The following is an 18,725-nucleotide window of genomic DNA, read 5'->3' as shown; positions in this document are numbered from 1 at the left end:
CCTCATTCCTTTCTATTGTTTCGTCACAGGTGCAAATTTTGCTAACAAACGTTTAACACCAATCGGGCTTGGGAACGCAATATCTAATTCTTTTGCATCACCTTCACCTTTTACACTTACAACTGTACCGATTCCCCATTTTTGGTGGGAAGCTTTATCGCCTACTGCCCAGCCAATTTGCTCACCGCCTGTCGTCTTAGCTGCAGGACGCGCGAAAGCTGAACGAGAGCGTGTTGTGGTTGTCGTTGTCATTTTACTGCTACTTGCTGTTCTGCCTTTTGCACCAAACGAATTTTCACGCTTCGGCGCTGTTTCATTTAATGATTCCACTAGTTCTGTCGGGATTTCTGTAATGAAGCGAGACGCAGCGTTCATACTTGTTCTACCAAATAAAGTACGCATTTGCGCATTAGATAAATATAGCTCTTCTTCTGCACGAGTAATACCTACATAAGCAAGACGACGTTCTTCTTGCATTTCATCCTCTTCCATAAGAGAACGAGTATGAGGGAATATCCCTTCCTCTAAACCAACAATAAAGACAACCGGGAACTCTAATCCTTTCGCTGAGTGCATCGTCATTAAGATAACTTCTTCACCAGCAGTTGGGTCTTCATCTACACGATCAATATCAGCAACAAGTGCTAAATCTGTTAAGAATGCAACAAGGCTCTTATCTTCGCTTTGAGATTCAAATGTTTGCGTAACAGATAAGAACTCGTCTAAGTTTTCTAAACGACCTTCCGCTTCTAAAGAACGTTCATTTTTCAACATATCGCGATAGCCTGTTTTTTCAATAACTTCTTCTACTAATTCTGTAACAGATAAATACTCTTGCATATTTACCCAGTTATTTAATAAATTCGCGAATTCTTTTACTGCCTTTGTAATTTTTGCACTTACTCCAACATGCTCAATCTCATCAAATACAGCAGTTAATGAAATTCCATTTTGCACACCGTAATTAATAATTTTATCGATAGAAGTCGCACCAATGCCACGCTTTGGCACATTTATAATACGTGCAAAACTAATTTCATCATCTGGATTACCGATTAAACGTAAGTACGCCAAAATATCTTTAATCTCTTTACGATCGTAGAACTTCGTACCCCCCACAATTTTGTACGGAATGTTAGATTTAAGGAAAATCTCCTCGACCATACGAGACTGAGCATTCGTACGATATAGCACTGCAAAATCAGTATATTTTCGTTTCCCCATTTGAATATCGTCACGAATTTTTTTTGCAACAAAATACGCTTCGTCCTTTTCAGTTGCGGCACGATAATACGAGATTTTACTTCCAACTTGATTGTCTGTCCATAATTTCTTCGGCTTACGATTCGTATTTTTTTCAATAACGGCATTCGCTGCATTTAAAATATTTTGTGACGAACGATAGTTTTGTTCTAATAAAATTACTTGTGCATTCTCATAGTCTTTTTCGAATGACAAAATGTTAGAAATATCTGCACCACGCCAGCGATAAATAGACTGGTCAGAGTCACCTACAACGCAAAGATTTTTAAAACGCGCTGCTAAATGTTTAACAAGAAGATATTGCGCTTTGTTCGTATCTTGATACTCATCAACATGAATATATTGGAACTTACGCTGATAAAACTCTAATACTTCTGGAACACGTTCAAATAGCTGAATCGTCGTCATAATTAAATCATCAAAGTCTAATGAATTATTTTTCAAAAGACGTTTTTGATACTCTGTGTATACATCGCTCGTTAATTTTTCGTATGGATCAGCCATTGTAATTTTTTTTGCATATTTATCCGCAGATAACAGTTCATTTTTCGCATTACTAATACCCGCTAAAATAGAGCGCGGCTCAAATTTCTTCGGATCAACATTGCGCTCTTTCATAATTTTTTTGACTACAGTTAGCTGATCACCTGAATCTAAGATTGTAAAGTTACGATTAATACCAATACGATCGATATCGCGTCGTAAAATACGTACACACATAGAGTGGAACGTCGAAATCCAAATATCTTCTGCTTCTGGTCCCACAAGTGTATCAATACGCTCACGCATTTCACGAGCTGCTTTATTTGTGAAGGTAATAGCTAGTACATTCCATGGTGCTACACCTTTTTCACCAAGTAAATACGCAATACGATGTGTTAACACACGTGTCTTACCACTACCTGCACCTGCCATTAGTAGAAGTGGTCCATTCGTTGTTTGTACTGCTTTTTGTTGCTGTGGATTTAAACCGTTTAATAACTTATCTGTCATACTCATATACGCCTGCACCTACTCTCCTTTTACTGCTTTAACTGTTTTTAACGCCGATTTTATATCATCATAAATAATATTTCCAACAACTACTGTATCAGCATATTGTGCCATTTCTTTCGCCTGTTCTGCATTAGAAATACCACCGCCATAGTATAACTTAGCTTGTTTCAATTCTGCTTTTACATTTTTAACAAGTTCAACATCTCCATACGTACCGCTATATTCTAAATAAAATATCGGTAAATGTAATAACTTGTCTGCTAAACGAGCATATGCAATAACGTCATCTTCTGTTAAATCACATTTCGCTTCTGTAAGCTGGGCTACTTTCGCTTCTGGATTTAAAACACAATACCCTTCCATAAAAATTTCGTCCCAGTCCATAATATCCCCAAATTCTTTCAATGCCTCATGATGAACACCTGTTATCCATTCTACTTTTCGGCTATTTAAAACACTTGGGATGTAATAAAAATCAAATCCTGGTGTAATTGCTTCTACATCAGAAACCTCTAATACACAAGGAACTGCATATCTACGAATGCTAACTAGCATGTGTAATACGTTATCAATTGTAACTCCATCACTTCCGCCTACAATAACCGCATCAGTTCCAGACTCACAAATCATTTCTAAATGTTCATCGCTTAACTCCTTATTTGGATCAAGCTTAAATACATGTTTCCATCCGGAAATATCGTACATGAAAACACCCTTTCTTTTCTCTAGTTATATATATTTCTGTTCAAAATAACAGTTTATTTTCATCATTATTGTTTTAACTTCATCTTAAATATTTGTTTAAAACGGAGAATTAAGTTTGGAATTACCTCTTCCATATTTTTTAAACTAGAGGATTTAATTTTGAAGTTCCTTTTATGCATTCTTTCATTATAACAAAAAAAGTTACTTACACACACGCACATTCCAACATCTTTTTCCACGTCAAATGTTGGATTACATATCCCAAAAATCAAACGGGATACTAATAAAAGAAATAGTATTATCTATTTCAACTTTCATAAAAAGGAGTGTTTTTCTAATGAAGCAAAATATCGGGACAATAAACGCTCTAATTCGAATTACACTTGGGCTTGTCCTCTTCGGATGTAGTGCAACTAAACTTGTACGCAAGCCGTGGTGCACTTGGTCTAACATTTTTCTATGGATTGGTGCAATGAAAGTTGCAGAAGGAATTGTTCGTTTCTGCCCTGTTGTTGAAATGTGGAAATTCGGAAAATACATGAATATGGGGGCATTTAAAATGCCTAGCATGAATTTTGCTAAAAAAGGACATGCTAAAGAAGAAGTGAATCAAACTTCCACTCATGACAAGCCAGAGTCAAAAGGAAGTTATGACGCTTCTGACAAAGAGATTGAGTCAGCGATTGAAGATATAATCCTGGCAAAACCGCTTTGAATCATTTGTCACGATGCAAGATGCTCTCAAAGGGACTTAGCTGCTGCAGTGGGCGGTTAAGTCTTCTTTATTTTATCATAAAACAGAACGTATATTCTCTTTTTCGACCTTAAAATGTATATAAAAGATATCAATCAATAAAATTCAGAAAATTAGATACATACCTCTTGCTTAAAATGATATAAAAGTGATATCATTTTTATATCAGGAGGCGATCATATGAAAGAAAAACAAGTATTTTATGTAAATGGTTTTCTCGGTATTATTGGAATTTTGATTTTAGCTGCTATCGGTGTATTTTTCCTTGCACAAGAAATTTTCATAGGAGCGGCACTAACTATTATATTAGCCGCAGTTCTCGCTACAGGTATCGGTATTGTTCAACCGAATCAAGCGAAGGTTATTACGTTCTTCGGTAATTATTTAGGAACAATTCGTCAAAACGGTTTATTTTTAACGATTCCGTTCGCATTCCGTCAAACTGTATCTTTACGTGTTGAAAACTTTAACAGTAAAAAATTAAAAGTAAATGACGTTGATGGAAATCCAATTGAAATTGCAGCTGTTATCGTATATAAAGTTGTTGATTCTGCAAAAGCGATGTTTGGTGTTGAACATTATGATCGATTTGTAGAAATTCAAAGCGAAACGGCAATCCGCCATGTTGCAACAAAATATCCTTATGACAATTTCCAAGATGAAACCTGCGTTACGTTACGCGGAAATACTGAAGAAATCTCTGAAGAATTAAAACGTGAGTTAGAAGCACGTCTTGAAATTGCTGGTGTAGAAGTATTAGAAACTCGTTTAACGCACTTAGCTTACGCAACAGAAATTGCCCATGCAATGCTACAACGCCAGCAAGCAAAAGCAGTATTAGCTGCTAGAAAAGAAATTGTTGAAGGCGCTGTGAAGATGGCAAAAGATTCCATCCATATGTTAGATGAAGAAGGCGTACTAGAACTCGATGACGAGCGTAAAGCAAATATGGTAAACAACTTATTAGTTGCCATCGTTTCAGATAAAGGTGCGCAGCCAGTTATTAATACAGGAAGCCTATACTAAGGGCTATAAGTAATTAATTATGGCTAAAAAGAAAAGCTTTCCATTACGTATTGATCCTGAATTACACGCAGTCATCGAAAAATGGGCAAATGATGAATTTCGTAGCGTCAATGCACACATCGAGTATTTACTTCGAGAAATGGCAAAGCAAAAAGGGAAATTAAAAAAAGATAAAGATGCATAAAAATCCCGCTGATTCCTCAGCGGGATTTTTACATATTAACTTTTCGTCATCTCATGCCCAATTGCACGATATCCTATATCACTTCGATAAAATAGACCATCACTCTCAATTTTACCGATTTCTTTATATACTTTATCTTTTGCTTCTTGTAAACTATTTGCCTTACAAGCAACAAATAATACACGGCCACCGTTCGTTACAAAGTCCCCATGTTTCATTGCTGTACCTGCATGGAAAACAATCACATCTTGCAGTGCATCTAGTCCGCTAATAATATCACCTTTTTTATATGCTTCTGGATATCCTTTAGAAGCAAGTACAACACCGATTACCGCTTCTTCTGACCATTGTAACGTTAGTTCACTTTCATCTAATACAGCGTTACATACATCAACTAAATCGTTTTCTAATCGAGGTAATACAACTTCTGTTTCAGGATCACCGAAGCGTGCATTAAATTCAATTACCTTCGGACCATCATTTGTTAAAATAAGACCTGCGTATAAAATACCTGTAAACGAACGGTTTTCTTCAATCATCGCCTTAGCAGTTGGATGCAATACGGTTTGAATCGCTTCTTGAACTGCTGATTCTGGAATTTGTGGTACTGGAGAATATGCACCCATTCCGCCCGTATTTGGACCTTTATCACCATCAAAAGCTCTTTTATGATCTTGGGCGATTACCATTGGATGTACAGTTGTTCCATTCACGAATGCCATTAATGAAAATTCTTGTCCATCTAAAAACTCTTCAATAACGACCTTCTTACTTGCCGCGCCGAATTTCACATCTTGTAGCATTTCTTTCACAGCTTGTAATGCCTCTTCAAGCGTCATTGCTACCGTTACCCCTTTACCCGCAGCTAGGCCGTCAGCTTTAATAACGATTGGTGCACCAACTTTTTGAATGTACTGTACTGCTTCTTCATAATCTGTAAAAGTTTCGTACGCCGCAGTTGGAATATCATACTTTTTCATAAGCTCTTTTGTAAAAGCTTTACTACCTTCAATAACAGCAGCCGCTTTATTCGGACCAAATACACGAAGTCCCTCTTCTTTAAAACGATCAACAATTCCATTCATAAGCGGAATTTCTGGTCCAACGAAAGTTAACTCAACATAATTCTCTTTTGCAAATAAAACTAATGCATCAAAATCATTTTCATCAATGTCAACTGGTGTTGCAACATCTCGCATACCTTCATTACCTGGTGCTACATATACCTTTTCTACTTTTTCAGATTGTGCAAACTTCCAAGCTAAAGCATGCTCACGCCCACCGCGGCCAATTACTAAAACATTCATATTTCATCCCCCAATAATTAAATAAGTACAAACTAGAAGCTATGCTCCTAGTTTGCTTTTTCATATCAATAAAAGGTTATCTCAATCGGATTTTTAAACATCCTCTATTAGTGTTTGAAATGACGTACGCCAGTGAACACCATAGCAATCCCATACGTATCTGCCACTTTAATAGAATCTTCATCACGGATTGATCCGCCCGGTTGAATGATTGCTGTAATTCCTGCTTTTGCTGCTTCTTCTAATGTATCTGGCATTGGGAAGAAAGCATCAGATGCAAGCGCGCTACCTTGTGCTTTTTCACCAGCTTGTGTAATTGCGATTTTTGCAGAACCTACACGGTTCATCTGTCCCGCACCGACACCAATCGTCATGTCATCTTTCGCTAAAACAATTGCGTTTGATTTCACATGTTTTACAACTTTCCAAGCTAGTTTTAAATCTTTCCATTCTTGCTCTGAAGGTTCACGTTTCGTTGGAATTGAAATTGTACTTTCATCTAATGATAACGTATCTTCCTCTTGAACTAGAAGTCCACCTTGTACAGAAGTTAGTTTTTTGCTTGCACTTGTCGCTTTTTCAATATTTATAGTTAATAAACGTAAGTTCTTCTTACTTTGCAACACTTCTAAAGCTTCTTGCGAGAACGAAGGTGCGATAACAATTTCTAAGAAAATTTCATGTAACTTTTCTGCTGTAGCTTTATCAATTTCACGATTTGCTGCAATAATACCGCCGAAGATTGATACCGGATCTGCTTCATAAGCACGAGTATATGCTGCGTGAATATCAGTTCCTACTCCAACACCACATGGATTCATATGTTTTACTGCTACTACTGCTGGTTCTGTAAATTCTTTTACGATGCTAAGCGCTGCGTCTGCATCATTAATATTGTTATACGATAATTCCTTACCGTGTAATTGTTCTGCGTATGCAACAGAAGAAGTTGCTGCGAATGGCGCTTTATAGAAAGTTGCTTTTTGATGTGGGTTCTCGCCATAACGTAAGTCTTGCTTTTTCTCAAATGTCACAGTTAATGTTTCTGGACTTTCTTCACCCATTTGCTCTGTTAAGTAGTTAGAAATTAACGCATCATACGCTGCTGTATGACGGAATACTTTCGCTGCTAATTTACGTTTCGTTTCTTCTTTTACTTCACCGTCTTCTTTCAGTTCTGCTAATACAACATCGTAATCTACTGGATCTACAATTACCGATACAAATTTATGATTTTTCGCAGCAGAGCGAATCATTGTCGGGCCACCGATATCAATATTTTCAATTGCATCAGCAAATGTTACATCAGGCTTAGCGATTGTTTCTTTAAATGGGTATAAGTTAACAACAACAAAGTCAATTGGCTCTATACCTAACTCATTCATTTGTGTTACATGTGTTTCATTATCACGAACTGCTAATAGACCACCATGAATATTTGGATGTAATGTTTTCACACGGCCATCCATAATTTCAGGGAAACCAGTTACTTCAGAAATACCAATTACTTGTAAACCGTTTTCTTCTAGTAACTTTTTCGTACCACCTGTTGAAATAACTTCAATCCCTTGTTCTAGTAACCCTTTAACAAATTCTACTACTCCTGTTTTATCTGAAACACTTACTAATGCACGCTTTTTCATTTATCCTTCACCCCTGGTTGTATGTTAGTTAACAGTTGACTCTTTCACAGACTGAACAATTTGATTCACTGTATTTACGTATAATTTATGTTCAACTTGTTGAATTTTCTTTTGTAAGCTTTCTCTCGTATCCCCTTCAGAAACAACCACTGCTTCTTGCGCAATAATTGGCCCTGTATCCATACCTGCATCTACATAATGAATTGTTACTCCAGTTACTTTCACACCTGCTTCTAACGCTTGACCGACAGCATCTTTACCCGGAAAGCTCGGTAGTAATGATGGATGAATATTAATAATCTTCCCGCCGTATGCTTCTAGTAACGTCGGCCCGATTAAACGCATATATCCAGCTAAAATAACATAATCAATTTCATATTCTTCTAGCTTCTTTAATATCTCTTTTTCAAACACTTCTTTTGACTCATATGCTTTCGCTGAAAAAGCAAAACACGGAATATGATGATAATTTGCCCGTCCAACAGCGCGTGCTTCTGGTTTATCACATACTAATAAACTAATTTCTGCATCCAATCTTTTTTCTTCTACCGCATTAACGAGAGATTGAAAGTTAGATCCACTTCCAGAAGCAAAAACTGCTAATCTACTCATAGTGCTGTGCCCCCATTAAAAGTAACGCCAGCTCCTTGTATAGTACGTCCAATAATACGAGCCATTTCTCCTTGCTCTTCAAGAAGACGAACAACATCTTTTGCATCTTCTTCCTTCACTGCTACTACCATACCAATACCCATGTTAAAAATATTGAACATTTCTTTCTCTTCCAGTTTTCCAACTTCTTGAAGCAAACTAAAGATCGGCTGAATTTCCCAAGATCCTAGTTCAATCTCAGCACCGATTCCTTCTGGCAACATGCGTGGAATATTTTCAATAAATCCGCCACCTGTAATATGCGCCATACCGTATACTTCATGTTTCTTCAATAGTTCTAAAATAGGTTTGACATAAATTTTCGTTGGTTTTAATAATTCTTCACCAAGAGGTAGTTCTAAGCGGCTATAAATACGCTCTAAAGATAGTTCTCCATCTTCTAGTAACACTTTTCGTACTAAAGAGTAACCATTGCTATGAATACCGCTAGATGCTAAGCCAATTAGCACGTGACCAGCTTCAATCTTTTCACCTGTTACAATTTTCTTTTTATCAACAATCCCAACTGTAAAACCAGCTAAATCATATTCTTCCGTAGAATACATTCCTGGCATTTCAGCTGTTTCTCCACCGATTAATGCACAACCAGCTTGGCGACAGCCCTCTGATATACCTTTGACGATGTTTTCAATTTTACTAGGTTCAGCTTTACCACAAGCAATATAATCAAGGAAGAAAAGCGGCTCTGCTCCTTGGACAACAATATCATTTACACACATTGCTACTGCATCAATACCAATTGTGTCATGTTTATCTGCCATAAAAGCGAGCATCAATTTCGTTCCCACGCCATCTGTTCCAGATACTAATACAGGTTCTTCTAATGCAAATTTTGATAGATCAAACATACCTCCAAAACCGCCTAAACCGCCTAGTACTTCTTTTCTCATAGTTGTTTGTACGTGTTTTTTCATGCGAGATACCGCTTCATATCCAGCTTCAATATCTACTCCTGCTTGCTTATATGCATTCGCCATCGTTATTTACACCTCGTCTTTTAATTTCTTCCCATCCAGGGCGGGCTATTTTAAGAAAGGAGCTAGCTTCTACATCAAAAGAAGTAGAAGCTTTTCTCACTTTTCTTATTTCATACTTTCTAAAAGCTCTTGCTCATAATCATAAAGAGCTGTTGGATAGTCCCCATTAAAGTAAGCCATGCATAGGCCGCCATATTTCCCTTCATATGGACGTCCAATTGCATCTACTAATCCATCTTCACTTAAAAATGTTAAAGAATCTGCTCCGATTATTTCACGGATTTCTTCTACTGTATGATTTGCTGCAATTAATTCTTTTCTCGTTTGAATATCAATGCCATAGAAACATGGATATTTCAGAGGTGGTGAAGCAATTCTTACGTGAACTTCTGTCGCTCCAGCCTCACGAAGCATACGAACAATTCGTTTACTTGTCGTTCCTCTTACGATAGAGTCATCAATCATAACAACTCGTTTCCCTTCAACTACACCTCTTACTGCGGAAAGCTTCATCTTAACCCCTTGCTCGCGCAGTTCTTGAGAAGGTTGGATAAACGTACGTCCAACGTAACGATTTTTAATTAATCCTAACTCATATGGAATACCTGTCGCCTCCGCATAGCCAATCGCAGCTGAAATACTAGAGTCTGGTACACCAGTAACAACATCTGCTTCAATAGGAGCTTCTGCCGCTAAACGTTTCCCCATATTCTTACGTGCTGCATGAACGTTAACGCCTGCAATATTAGAATCTGGTCGTGCAAAGTAAATATATTCCATACTACAAATTGCATGTTCTACATCGTTTGTGAAACGATCTACGTGAATTCCTTCATCATTAATGATAAGTAATTCACCCGGTTCTACATCACGAATGTATGTTGCACCTACTACATCAAAAGCACATGTTTCAGATGCTACAACGTAAGCATCCCCCATCTTTCCAATTGAAAGCGGACGGAACCCATTCGGATCTAATGCAACGATCATTTCATTTCCAGTTAGTAAAAGATACGCAAACGCACCTTTCACTTTATTTAAAGCCTCTTTTACACTTTCAATTAAAGAATCTTTCGTGCTACGTTTAATAAGATGTAAAAGTACTTCTGTATCTGAACTAGTTTGAAAAATACTGCCCTCTGCTTCTAATTCACGACGAAGCATTTTTGCGTTAATTAAATTTCCGTTATGAGCTAATGCCATACTATGATCGGAAAAACGGAACAACAATGGTTGAACGTTAGCAACTTCACTTCCACCAGCTGTTGCATATCGTACATGTCCGATTGCTGATTTTCCATTTAATCCTTCTAGCTCACCTCTTGAAAACACTTCTGATATTAAACCTAACCCCTTGTGACCGACGATTTTTTCCCCATTATTTACGACAATGCCTGCGCCTTCTTGCCCACGGTGCTGTAAACTGTGCAATCCGTAGTATGAAACTTGTGCTGCATTTTCATGCCCCCAAATTCCGAAAACACCACATTCTTCGTTTAACCCCTTTATTTCAGCAAGCATGGGATTGCCCCTTTCCAAGCCTTTCTCATTTCATCTACATTTGCTGTAAGTAATACTTCATTTTCTTCATTATGAATTGTTACTTCATTTGTACTTGTTACTTCTCCAACTTGGATTGCTTCTACTGCTTTCTCAAACGCCTCTTTATTTTCACGTTTTACAGTTATCACAAAGCGAGACTGTGATTCAGCGAATAATGCTGCTGTTGCTTCTCCATCTAATTTCACAGTAGCACCTAAGCCTTTAGCACCAATTGCACTTTCTGAAATCGCAACTGCTAAACCACCTTCAGCAACATCATGTGCAGATTGAACAAGACCAGCTTGAATTGCTTCTAATACTTGTTTTTGGCGTCTTAATTCTACATCTAAATCGATACTTGGTGATTGACCGAAAATTTTGCCGTGAATCATTTTCTGTAATTCACTTCCGCCAAACTCAGCTTTCGTCTCACCAATTACATACACTAAATCACCAGCTTGCTTAAACTCTTGTGTTGTTACATGTTTTAAGTCATGCACAAGTCCGACCATCCCAACTGTCGGTGTTGGATATACAGCTTCACCACTACGCTCGTTATACATCGATACGTTTCCGCCGATAACTGGTGTTTGTAATGTGCGACAAGCTTCACTCATACCGTCTACTGATTTCTCAATCTGCCAGAAGATTTCTGGTTTTTCTGGGTTACCGAAGTTTAAGCAATCTGTAATTGCAAGTGGCTCTCCGCCAGAACATACGATATTACGCGCTGCCTCTGCTACTGCAATTTTACCGCCCATCTCTGGGTCTAGATAAATGTAGCGAGAGTTACAATCTGTCGTCATTGCTAATCCTTTTTCTGTACCGCGTACACGTACAACTGCAGCATCTGAACCTGGCGTAACAACTGTGCTTGTGCGAACTTGGTAATCGTATTGATCGTATACCCACTCTTTACTTGCAATGGTTGGTTGCTGTAATAGAGCAAATAACGTTTCTTTATAATTTTCTACTTTTGGCGTTTCCATTTTCATTGCTTGGAATTCAGTAAAGTATGCTGCTTCTTTTGATGGCTTATGATAAATTGGTGCTTCTTCTGCTAAAGCATCTGCTGGAACTTCAGCTACCTTTTCACCTTTATGGAATAAACGAAGCATTTTATCTTCTGTTACTTTCCCCATCGTAACCGCTGCAAGACCATACTTCTCAAATAAATCTACTATTTCTTGTTCTCTACCTTTTTTCACAACAATTAACATACGCTCTTGTGATTCAGATAGCATCATTTCATATGGTGTCATTCCTGTTTCACGCTGTGGTACATCATCTAAGTACATTTCAATACCCATTCCTGCTTTACTTGCCATTTCTGCAGATGATGATGTTAAACCAGCCGCACCCATATCTTGAATTCCAACAAGTGCATCGGATTGAATTAATTCTAAACACGCTTCAATAAGAAGTTTTTCCATAAATGGATCCCCTACTTGAACCGCTGGACGTTTCGCTTCTGAGCTTTCAGATAGTTCTTCCGACGCGAATGTTGCACCGTGAATACCGTCACGACCAGTTGATGCTCCTACGTACATTACTGTGTTACCAGCACCGTGCGCTTGCCCTTTTTTAATGTCTTCGTGGTTAATCAAACCTACGCACATTGCATTTACAAGTGGATTTCCTTCATAACATGGATCAAATTGTACTTCGCCGCCAACAGTCGGAATACCGATGCAGTTACCGTATCCTGCAATTCCTGCTACTACTTCTTCGAATAAATATTTCACACGTGGTGACTGTAATTCACCGAAACGAAGTGAGTTTAATAGAGCTACCGGACGTGCTCCCATAGAGAATACGTCACGAATAATACCACCAACACCTGTTGCAGCTCCTTGATATGGTTCAATAGCTGAAGGATGGTTATGACTTTCCATTTTAAATACAACTGCTTGATTATCACCGATATCTACAATTCCAGCACCTTCTCCAGGTCCTTGCAGAACGCGCTCACCTGTAGTTGGAAACTTACGAAGAACTGGTTTCGAATTTTTATAACTACAATGTTCAGACCACATTACAGAGAATAACCCTGTTTCTGTATAATTTGGCAGACGACCTAAAATCTTTTCAACCATGGCAAACTCTTCGTCTGTTAGCCCCATTTCCGCATATATACGCTCTTCTTTAATTTGTGTTGGATTTGGTTCAAGCATTAACGACATATGTTTCCCTCCACTGTTTTAAGATAGATTGAAAGACTTTTAACCCTTCAGCACCGCCAAGTAATTCATCTACAGCACGCTCTGGGTGTGGCATCATACCAAGTACATTTCCTTTTTCATTTACAATACCAGCAATATCTGAAACGCTACCGTTAGGGTTTTCTACGTAACGGAATGCGATTTGATTGTTCTCTTCTAATTGTTTAAGCGTCGCTTCATCACAATAGTAATTCCCCTCACCATGCGCGATTGGAATATTAATTACTTCATCTTTTCCATATTGTGATGTAAACATCGTTTCATTATTTTCAACACGCAACTGAACAGTGCGACACATAAATTTTAAGTTTTCGTTTCTCATTAATGCTCCTGGTAGTAATCCTGATTCAACAAGAATCTGGAATCCATTACATACACCTAAAATCGGCTTTCCTTGCTCAGCAGCTTTTTGCACTGCTTTCATTGCATTAGCAAAGCGAGAGATAGCACCGCAGCGTAAGTAGTCACCATAAGAAAATCCACCTGGTAGTAGAATTGCATCATATTCATCTAAATTCTCTGTATCGTGCCAAACGTAATCTACTTCTTCGCCAAGCTCATCTTTAATTGCATGGAACATATCGACATCACAGTTCGAACCCGGAAATACTATTACGGCAAATTTCACTGTGCGACAACCTCCTCAACTTCATAACGGAAGTCTTCCATTACAACGTTCGCTAATAGTTTTTCACACATTTCTTTTACCTTGCTATCTAAATCAGATACAGATTTATCAATTGTTAGTTCCATGTACTTTCCGATTCGAACGTCTTGTACTTCTGTGAATGAAAGACTATGAAGTGCTCCTTTTACTGCTGTTCCTTGTGGATCTAATACGCTTTCTCTTAATGTTACATATACCTTAACTTTATACATGTGAAATTCCCCCTAAACGTTTTAAAATCTCTTCATAAGCATCTGTTAAATTTCCAAGATCGCGACGGAATACGTCTTTATCAAACTTTTCATTGCTCGTTTCATCCCATAAACGGCAAGTATCTGGTGAAATTTCATCCGCTAAAATGATTTCTCCTTCTTCCGTTACACCAAACTCTAATTTGAAATCTACTAATCTTACACGACAGCTTGCGAAATGATCAATCAACACTTGATTGATTTGTAGAGCCATATCTCGTAATACACTTACTTGCTCTGGTGATGCAACGTTTAATACACGAATATGATCTTCCGTTACAAGCGGATCTCCTAAATCATCATCTTTGAAGTAAAATTCTACGATTGGTTCTGCAAGTGCAGTTCCCTCTTCCATTCCTAATCGTTTTGAAAGACTTCCTGCAATTACATTTCTTGTGACAACTTCTAAAGGAATAATACTCACTTTTTTAACAAGTTGTTCTGTTTCAGATAACTTCTCAACAAAATGTGTTTTAATTCCCACTTCTTGTAACTTTCTGAACAATAAAGTTGTAATTTCATTGTTCAAACGACCTTTTCCTGTAATCGTCTCTTTTTTCTCCCCATTGAAAGCAGTCGCACTATCTTTGTACTCTACCCAAACCATATCTGCTGATTCTGTACGATAAATTCTTTTTGCCTTACCTTCATACAGCAATTCTAGCTTTTGCATTTCGCAAGCCCCCTGTAGTTTGAAAAATGTGAATAATGTTTTTATAAAGAATGGCACAGAATGACTCTATTCTGTGCCATATGAAATTTTACGCTTCGTTTAATCCTAAGCGTTCAAAGATTGTATCAACGTGTTGCATATGATGCTCATAGTTGAAGCATTCATTAATTTCTTCCTGTGTTAACTTGCTTGTAATACGCTCATCAGCTTCTACAAGCTCTTTAAATTGTACTTGTGTTTCCCAAGCTTCCATCGCTTTAGGCTGTACGATATCATAAGCTTCTTCACGTACCATACCTTTGTCGATTAGTGTAAGCATTACGCGCTGAGAATAAATTAAGCCGTATGTTCTTGTCATATTGCGTTTCATATTCTCTGGGTATACAGTTAAGTTTTTAACGATATTACCAAAGCGATTTAACATGTAATTTAATGCGATTGTAGCATCTGGTAAAATTACGCGTTCTGCCGAAGAGTGAGAAATGTCACGCTCATGCCATAATGGAACATTTTCGTAAGCTGTCATCATATAACCGCGGATAACACGAGCTAAACCAGTCATATTTTCAGATCCAATTGGATTACGCTTATGTGGCATTGCAGAAGAACCTTTTTGACCTTTTGCGAAAGCTTCTTCAACTTCACGTGTTTCACTCTTTTGTAAACCACGAATCTCAACTGCCATCTTTTCGATAGATGTTGCGATTAATGCAAGTGTTGACATGTAATGAGCATGACGATCACGTTGCAATGTTTGTGTTGAAATTGGTGCTGCTTCTAATCCTAAGTTTTCACAAACATACTTTTCTACGAATGGATCGATATTTGCGTATGTACCAACCGCACCAGATAATTTACCAACACGAACTGTATCAGCAGCTTGTTTGAAACGCTCTACGTTACGTTTCATCTCTTCATACCAAAGACCAAGTTTTAAACCAAATGTCGTTGGTTCTGCATGAACACCGTGTGTTCTTCCCATCATGATTGTGTATTTATGCTCTTTCGCTTTGTTAGCTAAAATGCTTACAAAGTTCTCTAAGTCTTTTAATATAATTTCATTCGCTTGTTTTAAGATGTAAGATAATGCTGTATCTACTACATCTGTAGATGTTAAACCGTAATGAACCCATTTACGTTCTTCGCCTAATGCTGGCGTTTCTGATACAGCACGAGTGAATGCAACTACGTCATGACGTGTTTCTTTTTCAATTTCATAAATACGATCAATATCAAATGATGCATGTTCACGAATTTTTTTAACATCTTCTTTTGGAATATCGCCAAGCTCAGCCCATGCTTCACAAGCTAAAATCTCAACTTCTAACCACGCTTTAAATTTGTTCTCTTCCGTCCAAATCGCACCCATTTCAGGGCGTGTATAACGACTAATCATCTTTTTCCCTCCAACAGTTGTTCTTGATGGTCCCAAATATGCAAACTCTTCGCTTTTTCTAGAGCGACTTCAATATTATCATTTAAAATATTAACATGCCCCATTTTTCGCTGTGCTTTTGCTTCTTCTTTTCCATACAAGTGTAAATAGCACCCGGTTAATCTATTCACTTGTCTTAGGACCCCTTCTATATGTTCGCCTAAAATGTTTACCATGACAACTGGTTTTAACAAATTTGTTTCTCCTAGAGGTAAATTACAGATTGCTCGAATATGTTGACCAAATTGACTCGTTTCACATGCATCCTGTGTATAGTGTCCTGAATTGTGAGGTCTTGGCGCTAATTCATTAATATAAATCTCACCATTATCTGTAGCAAACATCTCTACAGCTAGTGTTCCCACAAGTTCTAATTCATCCGCAAGTACCTTTGCATAAGCAATTGTTTTTTGAGAAAGCTCTTCTGTAATGCGAGCTGGAACGATAGATTCATGTAAAATGTTATTTACATGAATATTTTCTGCTACTGGAAACACTTTTGTTTCACCACTTACACTACGAATCACAATAACTGATACTTCTTTTTCAAAAGGCACCCATTTCTCTAAAATACATTCTGCTTTATCCACAAGATTTCTTGCTGCCTCAACATCAGCTTCACTTCTTAAAACAACTTGCCCTTTCCCATCATATCCACCTGTCGTCGTTTTTAAGACGGAAGGGAATGATAACTCAGCAATTGCTTCTGTAAGCTGATCTTGATTTTGAACTAATCTATACGTTGCTACTGGTAACCCAGCCTTCTCAATCGCATTCTTTTCTGTAAAACGATTTTGCGTTGTATTTAACAACTGACTACCTTGTGGTAAGTACGCATGTTTTTCAAGCCATTGTAAACATCTATAATCAATATTCTCAAATTCATATGTGACAACATCACTTATCTCTGCTAAATGCTGAATTGCTTTTAAATCGTCATATGATGCAACAATTTCAATATCAGCAACTTGTGCACATGGTGAGTTTTTTGTAGGATCTAAAACAGCAATTTTATATCCCATCTCCTTAGCTGCCAATGCCATCATTCTTCCTAGCTGGCCGCCTCCAATAATACCGATTGTTTTTCCAGGTAAAATGATTCTCGTCATACTAGCTCACTACCTTCGCGCACATCTTTTTCAATTGCTTCTCTTCTCAATTCTAATGCATCATGTATGTCATCATGGAATGATCCAATTATTTGTGCAGCAAGTAAACCAGCATTCGTTGAACCAGCCTTACCAATTGCAACAGTTGCAACTGGAACTCCTCCTGGCATTTGGACAATGGATAATAATGAATCTAAGCCGTTTAACGCTTTTGATTGAACTGGAACTCCGATTACAGGAAGATTCGTCTTCGCTGCAACCATTCCTGGTAAATGTGCTGCTCCACCAGCTCCAGCAATAATAACTTTCAATCCACGTTCACGAGCCGTCTCTGCATATTCAAACATATAATCCGGAGTCCGATGAGCGGATACAACCTTTTTCTCATACGGTATATTTAATTCATCTAAAATGTCACAAGCATATTTCATTGTTTCCCAGTCTGACGTGCTTCCCATTATGACTCCAACTAGTGATTTCATATTAGAATCCCCCCGATTCAAATAAAAAAAGCCTGAAATAGAACAGTTTCTCTTTTACTATGAGAGAAAGCGCTCTACTCAGGCATACGTATCCCTTGTGAATAGAAAAATACCGAGTGACTTTCCCTCATAGTCTAACGAATAACGGTCGTTAGGTAGAGACTTGCAGGCCATATCCCCGCGATTATATGAGGTCTTATATATTATTCTTTCTATGGCTATATTAACAATATTTCATAAACAATGTCAACAAATAATCGAATGTTTTTTTATTACTAATCAATAACGTTCGTGTTTTAGTTATATTCAAAAGAATAATTGTAACTATATGCAAGAAGGATAAGAAATTAGAATATATATTTCTAGAGATCTATCATACACAAAACGGTTTGTGTACAAATTCCATATGCTTTAATATAAAGCATATCGTTTATATTCCTTTGTATCGCAACCATTACTATAATGATCGAATACTTGTTTATATCATCCCGCTTTTTTCACTCTCATTATTTAAAATATATACTTGTAGTAGAAATAACAGTTCCTATTATAAGGATTGTTTGGGAGCACTTAGAAAACCTGACAAGCAAAAAATCATTCCTATTACTCTCAATACCCTCATTTTCATTCTTTTTCCTCATTAAGATTTGGATATAAAAATAAACACAAAAAAACCTAAGTCGAAACGACTTAGGTTTTTGCTTGGCGACGTCCTACTCTCACAGGGACAAGGTCCCAACTACCATCGGCGCTAGAGAGCTTAACTTCCGTGTTCGGTATGGGAACGGGTGTGACCTCTCTGCCATCATCACCAAAC

General features: G+C 37.6%; 17 protein-coding genes, 1 rRNA gene and 1 riboswitch. Of the genes, 3 read left to right on the top strand and 15 right to left on the bottom strand.

All coding sequences use genetic code 11. The features are described 5' to 3' along the window. Positions 1 to 12: 12 nt before the first annotated feature. Together pcrA and pcrB are read right to left on the bottom strand one after the other, a co-directional pair. Complete coding sequence (gene pcrA, locus CGQ22_RS19500; RefSeq protein WP_131251920.1) at positions 13 to 2,262, bottom strand: DNA helicase PcrA; 2,250 nt, start codon at positions 2,260 to 2,262, stop codon at positions 13 to 15. Positions 2,263 to 2,274: 12 nt separating this feature from the next. Then, positions 2,275 to 2,964 carry a heptaprenylglyceryl phosphate synthase gene (pcrB, locus tag CGQ22_RS19495; RefSeq protein ID WP_000272080.1) on the bottom strand — a complete coding sequence of 230 codons (690 nt, stop codon included), beginning with the start codon at positions 2,962 to 2,964 and terminating at the stop codon, positions 2,275 to 2,277. 337 nt (positions 2,965 to 3,301) lie between these two features. Between pcrB and CGQ22_RS19485 the strand changes: the two genes are divergently transcribed. The 3 genes from CGQ22_RS19485 (at position 3,302) to CGQ22_RS19475 (ending at position 4,928) form a co-directional block, all read left to right on the top strand. Further along, positions 3,302 to 3,679, top strand: coding sequence for a YgaP family membrane protein (locus tag CGQ22_RS19485; RefSeq protein ID WP_000812347.1), 378 nt, complete (start codon positions 3,302 to 3,304; stop codon positions 3,677 to 3,679). Between the two features lie 219 nt (positions 3,680 to 3,898). Then, entirely contained in the window at positions 3,899 to 4,744 is an 846-nt protein-coding gene (locus CGQ22_RS19480) for an SPFH domain-containing protein (protein WP_000660669.1), read from the top strand. Positions 4,745 to 4,763: 19 nt separating this feature from the next. Beyond that, positions 4,764 to 4,928: a type II toxin-antitoxin system antitoxin gene (locus CGQ22_RS19475; protein ID WP_001085171.1), complete on the top strand. Its 165-nt coding sequence runs from the start codon at positions 4,764 to 4,766 to the stop codon at positions 4,926 to 4,928. Between the two features lie 35 nt (positions 4,929 to 4,963). On the opposite strand, the gene purD is transcribed toward CGQ22_RS19475, so the two are convergent. The 13 genes from purD to rrf form a co-directional block, all read right to left on the bottom strand. After that, on the bottom strand, positions 4,964 to 6,235 hold the full coding sequence (gene purD, locus CGQ22_RS19470; protein ID WP_001101982.1) for a phosphoribosylamine--glycine ligase: 1,272 nt from the start codon (positions 6,233 to 6,235) through the stop codon (positions 4,964 to 4,966). Positions 6,236 to 6,342: 107 nt separating this feature from the next. Next, positions 6,343 to 7,878 (bottom strand): bifunctional phosphoribosylaminoimidazolecarboxamide formyltransferase/IMP cyclohydrolase, encoded by a 1,536-nt coding sequence (gene purH / locus CGQ22_RS19465; RefSeq protein ID WP_000745435.1) that lies wholly within the window; start codon positions 7,876 to 7,878, stop codon positions 6,343 to 6,345. A gap of 24 nt (positions 7,879 to 7,902) precedes the next feature. After that, complete coding sequence (gene purN / locus CGQ22_RS19460) at positions 7,903 to 8,490, bottom strand: phosphoribosylglycinamide formyltransferase (RefSeq protein ID WP_000088593.1); 588 nt, start codon at positions 8,488 to 8,490, stop codon at positions 7,903 to 7,905. After that, a complete protein-coding gene (gene purM / locus CGQ22_RS19455) occupies positions 8,487 to 9,527 on the bottom strand; it encodes a phosphoribosylformylglycinamidine cyclo-ligase (protein ID WP_001262444.1) in 1,041 nt (346 codons plus the stop codon). The genes purN and purM overlap by 4 nt, the downstream gene beginning before the upstream one ends. Positions 9,528 to 9,632: 105 nt before the next feature. Further along, positions 9,633 to 11,048, bottom strand: a complete 1,416-nt coding sequence (gene purF / locus CGQ22_RS19450) for an amidophosphoribosyltransferase (protein ID WP_000879023.1) — start codon at positions 11,046 to 11,048, stop codon at positions 9,633 to 9,635. After that, entirely contained in the window at positions 11,033 to 13,252 is a 2,220-nt protein-coding gene (purL, locus tag CGQ22_RS19445) for a phosphoribosylformylglycinamidine synthase II (RefSeq protein WP_000055571.1), read from the bottom strand. The genes purF and purL overlap by 16 nt, the downstream gene beginning before the upstream one ends. Beyond that, positions 13,236 to 13,919 carry a phosphoribosylformylglycinamidine synthase subunit PurQ gene (gene purQ / locus CGQ22_RS19440; protein ID WP_000666787.1) on the bottom strand — a complete coding sequence of 228 codons (684 nt, stop codon included), beginning with the start codon at positions 13,917 to 13,919 and terminating at the stop codon, positions 13,236 to 13,238. Before purQ ends, purL begins: the two co-directional genes overlap by 17 nt. Beyond that, positions 13,916 to 14,170, bottom strand: coding sequence for a phosphoribosylformylglycinamidine synthase subunit PurS (purS, locus tag CGQ22_RS19435; RefSeq protein WP_000278823.1), 255 nt, complete (start codon positions 14,168 to 14,170; stop codon positions 13,916 to 13,918). The genes purQ and purS overlap by 4 nt, the downstream gene beginning before the upstream one ends. Beyond that, on the bottom strand, positions 14,163 to 14,882 hold the full coding sequence (gene purC, locus CGQ22_RS19430; RefSeq protein WP_001170538.1) for a phosphoribosylaminoimidazolesuccinocarboxamide synthase: 720 nt from the start codon (positions 14,880 to 14,882) through the stop codon (positions 14,163 to 14,165). Before purC ends, purS begins: the two co-directional genes overlap by 8 nt. Before the next feature lie 88 nt (positions 14,883 to 14,970). Then, on the bottom strand, positions 14,971 to 16,278 hold the full coding sequence (gene purB, locus CGQ22_RS19425) for an adenylosuccinate lyase (RefSeq protein WP_000625682.1): 1,308 nt from the start codon (positions 16,276 to 16,278) through the stop codon (positions 14,971 to 14,973). Beyond that, positions 16,275 to 17,426, bottom strand: a complete 1,152-nt coding sequence (gene purK / locus CGQ22_RS19420) for a 5-(carboxyamino)imidazole ribonucleotide synthase (RefSeq protein WP_046944998.1) — start codon at positions 17,424 to 17,426, stop codon at positions 16,275 to 16,277. Before purK ends, purB begins: the two co-directional genes overlap by 4 nt. Beyond that, positions 17,423 to 17,908: a 5-(carboxyamino)imidazole ribonucleotide mutase gene (purE, locus tag CGQ22_RS19415; RefSeq protein ID WP_000839366.1), complete on the bottom strand. Its 486-nt coding sequence runs from the start codon at positions 17,906 to 17,908 to the stop codon at positions 17,423 to 17,425. The genes purK and purE overlap by 4 nt, the downstream gene beginning before the upstream one ends. 110 nt (positions 17,909 to 18,018) lie before the next feature. After that, positions 18,019 to 18,120: riboswitch (purine riboswitch) on the bottom strand. Between the two features lie 488 nt (positions 18,121 to 18,608). Continuing rightward, positions 18,609 to 18,724 (bottom strand): 5S ribosomal RNA (gene rrf, locus CGQ22_RS19405). Between the last annotated feature and the right edge of the window lies 1 nt (position 18,725).

The organism is Bacillus sp. M13(2017) (genome assembly GCF_002218325.1).
Classification (GTDB): Bacteria; Bacillota; Bacilli; order Bacillales; family Bacillaceae_G; genus Bacillus_A; species Bacillus_A thuringiensis_K.
Note: the sequence above shows the minus strand (reverse complement) of the source record. Positions and strands in the feature narration are given on the sequence as shown.

Excerpts from the sequence above, each read along its gene's own strand:
- pcrA (WP_131251920.1), bottom strand. The coding sequence starts at position 2,262 with ATGAGTATGACAGATAAGTTATTAAACGGTTTAAATCCACAGCAACAA.
- pcrB (WP_000272080.1), bottom strand. The coding sequence starts at position 2,964 with ATGTACGATATTTCCGGATGGAAACATGTATTTAAGCTTGATCCAAAT.
- CGQ22_RS19485 (WP_000812347.1), top strand. The coding sequence starts at position 3,302 with ATGAAGCAAAATATCGGGACAATAAACGCTCTAATTCGAATTACACTT.
- CGQ22_RS19480 (WP_000660669.1), top strand. The coding sequence starts at position 3,899 with ATGAAAGAAAAACAAGTATTTTATGTAAATGGTTTTCTCGGTATTATT.
- CGQ22_RS19475 (WP_001085171.1), top strand. The coding sequence starts at position 4,764 with ATGGCTAAAAAGAAAAGCTTTCCATTACGTATTGATCCTGAATTACAC.
- purD (WP_001101982.1), bottom strand. The coding sequence starts at position 6,235 with ATGAATGTTTTAGTAATTGGCCGCGGTGGGCGTGAGCATGCTTTAGCT.
- purH (WP_000745435.1), bottom strand. The coding sequence starts at position 7,878 with ATGAAAAAGCGTGCATTAGTAAGTGTTTCAGATAAAACAGGAGTAGTA.
- purN (WP_000088593.1), bottom strand. The coding sequence starts at position 8,490 with ATGAGTAGATTAGCAGTTTTTGCTTCTGGAAGTGGATCTAACTTTCAA.
- purM (WP_001262444.1), bottom strand. The coding sequence starts at position 9,527 with ATGGCGAATGCATATAAGCAAGCAGGAGTAGATATTGAAGCTGGATAT.
- purF (WP_000879023.1), bottom strand. The coding sequence starts at position 11,048 with ATGCTTGCTGAAATAAAGGGGTTAAACGAAGAATGTGGTGTTTTCGGA.
- purL (WP_000055571.1), bottom strand. The coding sequence starts at position 13,252 with ATGTCGTTAATGCTTGAACCAAATCCAACACAAATTAAAGAAGAGCGT.
- purS (WP_000278823.1), bottom strand. The coding sequence starts at position 14,170 with ATGTATAAAGTTAAGGTATATGTAACATTAAGAGAAAGCGTATTAGAT.
- purC (WP_001170538.1), bottom strand. The coding sequence starts at position 14,882 with ATGCAAAAGCTAGAATTGCTGTATGAAGGTAAGGCAAAAAGAATTTAT.
- purB (WP_000625682.1), bottom strand. The coding sequence starts at position 16,278 with ATGATTAGTCGTTATACACGCCCTGAAATGGGTGCGATTTGGACGGAA.
- purK (WP_046944998.1), bottom strand. The coding sequence starts at position 17,426 with ATGACGAGAATCATTTTACCTGGAAAAACAATCGGTATTATTGGAGGC.
- purE (WP_000839366.1), bottom strand. The coding sequence starts at position 17,908 with ATGAAATCACTAGTTGGAGTCATAATGGGAAGCACGTCAGACTGGGAA.